The sequence below is a fragment of the Marinobacter sp. S0848L genome (assembly GCF_023016065.1).
GTDB lineage: Bacteria > Pseudomonadota > Gammaproteobacteria > Pseudomonadales > Oleiphilaceae > Marinobacter.
Window position 1 is genome coordinate 1 of the sequence record NZ_JALKAQ010000020.1, and the last position, 6,004, is coordinate 6,004.

Below are 6,004 nucleotides of genomic sequence, written 5' to 3' on the forward strand. Positions count from 1 at the left end.
GTGGCACTTGCCCATGTGAGAGTAGGTCATCGTCAGACGCCTAATACCGAAAACCCCAGCTTCGTAAGAGGCTGGGGTTTTTTTCATTTCTGGCTGCTGAATTTATGAACAACCGCACAGTGTCAGTGGCAAATTTTAGTTAACATTTCTACCTAGTTGGCCAAAAAATAATAAGAGCCAACCTCAGAGACACTCATTAGTCAGTCCATATCGCCTCCAATAACAAAGATTCCTGGTAGGTTTGGCTATGAGTATCAAAAAAAGAGTATTGCTCTTGGCATGCGCCATGGGTATGCCGGTTGTCTCGGTTGCAGGCCTTTGTTTCTATTGACCGCCAATATCACCCTGATCCCGCCGAAAACACCTCCTATACCTGTATCAATATGGGTATGGATATAGAGGTTCAAACCAATATTGACGTTCTGGAAGTTGGCCGTTACAAGCGAGCCGGCGAAAAGTCTGGATCAGCCGACCTTCTTATCGAGAACTTCGCTCTCGGCTATATTAATAATCAGACCTTTGTGTACGGCGAAGGGACCACGATTGGTGAATTGGATCCGGTGCGTGCTGAGTATGCGGGTATCCCAAATGGCGAACAGATCGTTATTAAAGATGTTGATGCCTCAACGCGTGCCCTGTTGAAAGTGATACGTGGTACTTCTAGTTCCGAGATTACTTTGCCCAGCTGCAATGAGTGGTATCAATCGTGCACTTTTGCCGGCCGAGGAAATGTTGAAATTGAGGTGCAGAGTTGTGAGGCACTCGGAATTGACGTTTGTTTCAAGCTCGATAATTACAACAGCTTGCCCATTGGTGAAGTCACTAAATTTTCTGACAAAGACTCCCGGTTGACGGGAATGACATTGGCGTTCCGGGTTCTGCGGTACTGGAATTCTCCGCACCCTCGAAGGTATCTGAGTCGGATGGGTTTGATTGTCTTTCAAGTGCTGCGGTATCAGGGTCAGGCACCTGTTCTAGCCGCCCCGCCAATTTGAATATACACGCCCCCAGTGCCGTGATCGACGGCAGCTATATACGAATTTGGGGTGACAGTGATCGGCGGCAGATGGCGGGTAAATTCAAGTTCAACTTCTACTCATCGGAAATGACCATCAATACGTGTTCCCATGACGGCAGCGCTTGCGGGTCCAAGATCACAATGTCGGACTTTGTCTTGGAGCTAGCTATGGGAAACAGTCTTCAGCCGTTGCTTTTTGATGTCGACGGGACGGGTAATTTTCTGTTGGAAATTGACACGATGGCAGCTCCTCCCGGCGGCTCGGTTGCTGACAACGGCTTGAGGAATGGGAGCGATGCAGCAACATGGGACTTCTACAACAATTACTACTCGAGTTCGGAGTACAAAAGTAATGTCAGCATAGGAAACTTCAGTGTCAACGCCCGTGATTTTGGCTCCGCACGCATTGAAGGAATGATCGTCCAGCACCTGAAAATCCAAACCAAGGACTTAGGGCAATGAGCAAATCCATGTTGAATCTGGCGGTAGCGTACCTGTCGATAGCGTTTCCCTGTCTGGCGCTGGCTGATATGGCGATTTTGGAGGATCAGGCGTTATCTGAGGTTTCGGGGCAAGGTGGGATTTATCTGTCCGGTGACATGAGCATCAACGAAGTCGGCGGGCCGATCGAAAATGCCTACTTTGGACAATGTGGTGACCCGCTCAAAAAGTGTGGTGCCCGAGCAGCGTTCAGTCTGAAGGAGGACGGTGGGTGGGTCGTTTTGGATGACCTGCGTGTGAAGTTTTCGTTTGAAGGTCTGACGCTGAAAGTTCGGTCAATCAATGCGGGCTTCGGCAGTGATGGTGCGTTATTTAACCGCGATGTGAAAGAAGTGGGGCTGCCGGATACCGTCAGGTATTCCGATGTACGATTCAAGCTCGCAACAAGCAGCACGGCCAGGCCGACGGATCCGGGGTTTCAGCAGACCGATATCTGGGCATTCGAAATGCGGGGCGATGTTGTAATGCAGGGGACTTGCTCATTTTCCCTGATGGCAATCCATAGCAAGGAGTTTTTATGAATACTCCCTTTACCCGAATTTCGAACCTGTTTCCCTCGCTGTTCAAGGTTGGGTTGTTTTCGGCGCTTTCCATCGAGCACGCATTGATGTGACTGCCGGTGCAGGCCTTAATCTCGACTATCTGGTGGAAGACCGCCGTATCGAATTTGCCGACGTGCGCCTTGCAGGAGCACCCGGCGTCAGTATGGGCGGTTTGTTTTTAGATCACTCGGTGGATGGCTATTTCAGGTTGAGGTCTGGTGGTGCAGTCGGGGGCGAAGGGTATACATTCGACACAGCGTATACCATGACAGGGGGGCGGCTTGGGTACCGAACCAATGGCAGTGCAGTGTTTCTAGACGATGTCACCATGAATTTTGAAGCACTGGGGGTTACGTTAGATATGGTCGGCAACACGCTTCAGGTTGCTGCGCCGCGTGTGACCGGAGACTGGTCCGCGGGGGCTATTCGATATAGTGACGATCCCGCGTTCCACGGCAGGAGTCATGGCTCGTTATGGAAACCGGTGAAGCTTGGAGCACTCTGGATGTTGGAAATGTCCGGGTCGGGACTGCTGATAATGGCAAGAGTTTCGGCCGTTTGCGGCTGGAGAGCTTTGAGAAAGGGAGCACGATGGTGATCGCTCCGGGAGGCGCCGGAAGTGTATGTGTTGGCGGGTCTGGTTCTTCGTCTATGGCCTGTAGTGCTTCGGGAGGAGTATGGGAAGAGCGTGGCGAGCAAGGGGTTTCAATCGGAATGAAGAAAATCCTCGCACGTGCTGAGGGGCTCGGAAAACGCAACGCTATTTTGTGGGAGACGAACCGAACATTGGACGGTCAGGGGCAGGGGATAAACGGCTCCGGCACCGGGGCGTTATAGGTGTTCGCGGCGATGAAAAAAAATCATCGATTCAGGCGCGCAGCAGGGCTATCGCTATGTAACAACGACCACGGCGGCCGACAGGCTCAATCGCCCGCTTGGCTTCGCAGTAAAAGCCGAGGCGGAATTGACAAGAAGGGCAGCCAGCGCGCTGTCCTTTTTGTTTTTTGTTGCTTGCTAGTGTTTAATTCCGCTCAGTCATTTCCTATCTGGAACCCGTTCGATGAAGCCGAATCCTTTGTTAGACCTACTTAGTGACCATCGCATCCATTCTGGCGAATCGCTGGCCAAGCAGTTAGGTGTCTCGCGCACCGCGGTCTGGAAGCAGATAAGAAAAGTGGAGGCCGAGGGCATAGAAATAAAAACCATCAGAGGCCAGGGCTATCAGTTGGTGACCGCACTGGATCTGCTGGACCGACAAAAGATTGTCGCGAAACTGGTGGGCGCCTGTTCTGATGAGGTGGATGTGGTGGTGCTCAAAGAGGTGGATTCAACAAATGCTGAGGTGGCTCGGCGTTTGTCAGGTTCCGAAGCTGCTATGCCGGTTGTACTGGCCGATGCTCAAACCGAGGGGCGGGGGCGGCGTGGCCGAAATTGGTCGAGCCCAAAAGGCCAAAATTTGTATATGAGCATGGGGCTAACGCTTCGGGGCGGATTTGAGGGATTAAGTGGCCTGAGCCTGGTCCTGGGAGTCGCGGTGGTCAGGGCATTGGGCGCTTTGGGGGTGACGGGCGCCGGGTTGAAGTGGCCTAACGATTTGTATGCAGGTGGAAAGAAATTCGGCGGCATTTTGGTTGAAATACAGGGAGAGCTGCAGGAGGGGCAGGTCCAGGTTATCGCCGGTTTGGGGATAAATGTGCATATGACAGCGGCCGACGATGTGGACCAGCCTTGGACCAGTCTCGCCAAACACTGGCCAGACCATGGATGGGTGCGAAATGATCTGGCTGCTTCGGTGATTGTTGAGGTGGCAAAAGTAATGGAGCAGTTTCAGCGGGGCGGCTTTTCCGAATTCAGAGACGAGTGGCAAAGGCGCGACATTTTTCACGGACAACCTTTGGCGGCAAAAGATGGGGCGCTTGCAGGGATTGGAGCTGGCGTTGATGCGGGCGGGAATTACCTGCTTGATACGGATGACGGACAGTTGTCAGTGATGGCGGGTGATATCAGCTTGCGGGTGACGGAGTGATCCTCTTTATCGATTTCGGAAACACCCGGGCCAAATGGCGTTTGATGCGCGGTTCTGAGCGAATTTATGGTGGTGTTGCAGATTTGACCGTGCCGGAACCATTTCATTCCTTGCAAAAATACGCAGGGGAGGTGGTTTGTGTCTGTGTTTCAACGGTAGCTTCGGAAGCAAATCGAAACATATTGGAAGCGGCCATTGCCAGGGTGACCGCAGCGCCGGTTAGATTCTATTGGAGCGAATCAGAGCGTGATGGCTTAAAGAATTCCTATCAGGATGTGTCGAAAATGGGCGCGGATCGTTGGCATGCCATGGTTGCCGCCTGGGGCCGTTTTAGGGCCGGTTGCGCGATTGTTGATGCAGGTAGCGCTGTTACCGTTGACTATATCGATGATCGCGGACACCACATCGGCGGCTTTATCCTGCCGGGCTTGAGAATGATGCGTCGTAGTTTGAAGTTGGACGCGGCGAGAATTGGCTTCGACGCAGATGAGCAGCTCGATACCCGGCCGGGGAAAACAACGGGAGAATGTGCCAACCACGGGCTCGCTTGGCTGACTGAAGGCGTTGTGCGCCAAACCCATCGCGATGTTGCGACATATGAATTGCAGCATGTGCTGGTTACAGGGGGGGACGCCCAACGTTTTATCGGACTGGGTTTGCAGGCTGAATACTGCCCGGAGCTTGTTCTCGACGGCTTGAATCGGGTCGCTGCACAGGATGGCTTGGTATGAAGTGGTTGGCGTTGTGTTTGGTTGTGCTTAACCTCGCCCTCTGGATTTTGCCAGAGCGGCTGGCCTTGCCGTCCGTTGCCTCCGTGTCGGCCGGTGGGTTGCCCCGGGTTGCAAGCCTTAAAGCCGGGGCAGAGGCCTTTACCAAGAATGTTCACCCGTATGTGTGTCTGTCCGTAGGGTGGTTCAATTCACCTGCTGTGGCACACGCCCTCGCCCGGAAGGCGGGCGTCGAATCACGGGTTGAGTCCCGAGCGATCGCGCTGGCGCCTTTGCATTGGGTGTTGGTGCCGCCCCAGTCTGCATCGGCTGCGAAACAACAAGCAAGTGCGCTGCGAGCCGCCGGTGCCGATGTATATATTGTTACCAGGGGACAGTACAAAAATGCGATTTCATTGGGGATGTTCGAGTCATTCGAGGCTGCCCAAAAGCTGGCTGAAGAAAAAAAATCGGAAAATGTGAGTGTAAGGCTGGCCAAGTTCCCTCGTAATCGGATAGGATACGCGCTCGCTTTTAAAGTTGAATCACTTAGGGAAACCGAAGTGCTTCAAGCGGTTGAAGCGGATTTTGATGAAAGTTTCGATTTCGTCGAACGTAATGCTTGCGAAGGTGTTGCAACATCAGAAAAAAATCCGTAATATACCGCCCTCGCTGAACGAGCGAATGTGAGCTGGCGTAGCTCAGTTGGTAGAGCAGCTGACTTGTAATCAGCAGGTCGGGGGTTCGATTCCGTCCGCCAGCTCCACTTTTTAGTTTTGCGCAGATCCGCGATGCGGGTTTGTTTTGGAGGGGTTCCCGAGTGGCCAAAGGGATCAGACTGTAAATCTGACGCGAAAGCTTCGCTGGTTCGAATCCAGCCCCCTCCACCACTTATTGCTCGCGGGCATCGTATAGTGGCTATTACCTCAGCCTTCCAAGCTGATGACGCGGGTTCGATTCCCGCTGCCCGCTCCAATTTAGTTTTCGCTCATGTAGCTCAGTCGGTAGAGCACATCCTTGGTAAGGATGAGGTCACCGGTTCAATTCCGGTCATGAGCTCCACTTTTATTTCCGGTCAACGTTACGATCCTGGTTGATTAGGGGGATTGGTCGAATGTCTAAAGAAAAATTTGAACGTAGTAAACCGCACGTTAACGTCGGCACCATCGGTCACGTTGACCATGGTAAGACCACTCTGACCGCTGCTCTG

8 protein-coding genes and 4 tRNA genes are annotated in these 6,004 nt (G+C 52.8%); all 12 read left to right on the forward strand.

What is annotated here, in order from left to right; translation table 11 throughout:
• The first annotated feature begins 299 nt into the window (after window positions 1–299).
• Window positions 300–995 (forward strand): hypothetical protein, encoded by a 696-nt coding sequence (locus tag MWU64_RS15165; protein ID WP_247065304.1) that lies wholly within the window; start codon window positions 300–302, stop codon window positions 993–995.
• A gap of 191 nt (window positions 996–1,186) precedes the next feature.
• A complete protein-coding gene (locus MWU64_RS15170; RefSeq protein WP_247065306.1) occupies window positions 1,187–1,480 on the forward strand; it encodes a hypothetical protein in 294 nt (97 codons plus the stop codon).
• On the forward strand, window positions 1,477–2,040 hold the full coding sequence (locus MWU64_RS15175) for a DUF6160 family protein (RefSeq protein WP_247065308.1): 564 nt from the start codon (window positions 1,477–1,479) through the stop codon (window positions 2,038–2,040). The genes MWU64_RS15170 and MWU64_RS15175 overlap by 4 nt, the downstream gene beginning before the upstream one ends.
• Window positions 2,041–2,128: 88 nt before the next feature.
• Window positions 2,129–2,659, forward strand: a complete 531-nt coding sequence (locus MWU64_RS15180) for a hypothetical protein (RefSeq protein ID WP_247065310.1) — start codon at window positions 2,129–2,131, stop codon at window positions 2,657–2,659.
• Between the two features lie 462 nt (window positions 2,660–3,121).
• Window positions 3,122–4,087 carry a biotin--[acetyl-CoA-carboxylase] ligase gene (locus MWU64_RS15185; RefSeq protein WP_247065312.1) on the forward strand — a complete coding sequence of 322 codons (966 nt, stop codon included), beginning with the start codon at window positions 3,122–3,124 and terminating at the stop codon, window positions 4,085–4,087.
• Complete coding sequence (locus tag MWU64_RS15190) at window positions 4,084–4,818, forward strand: type III pantothenate kinase (RefSeq protein ID WP_348645564.1); 735 nt, start codon at window positions 4,084–4,086, stop codon at window positions 4,816–4,818. The genes MWU64_RS15185 and MWU64_RS15190 overlap by 4 nt, the downstream gene beginning before the upstream one ends.
• 65 nt (window positions 4,819–4,883) lie before the next feature.
• Window positions 4,884–5,453 (forward strand): hypothetical protein, encoded by a 570-nt coding sequence (locus MWU64_RS15195; protein WP_247065316.1) that lies wholly within the window; start codon window positions 4,884–4,886, stop codon window positions 5,451–5,453.
• 31 nt (window positions 5,454–5,484) lie between these two features.
• Window positions 5,485–5,560: transfer RNA gene (locus MWU64_RS15200), tRNA-Thr, on the forward strand.
• Window positions 5,561–5,600: 40 nt separating this feature from the next.
• Window positions 5,601–5,684 (forward strand) — tRNA-Tyr (locus tag MWU64_RS15205).
• Between the two features lie 10 nt (window positions 5,685–5,694).
• A tRNA-Gly gene (locus tag MWU64_RS15210) sits at window positions 5,695–5,769 on the forward strand.
• An 11-nt stretch (window positions 5,770–5,780) separates the two neighbouring features.
• Window positions 5,781–5,856 (forward strand) — tRNA-Thr (locus MWU64_RS15215).
• Between the two features lie 52 nt (window positions 5,857–5,908).
• Window positions 5,909–6,004: GTP-binding protein (locus MWU64_RS15220; protein WP_221293541.1), on the forward strand; the 96-nt coding region annotated here is incomplete at its 3' end.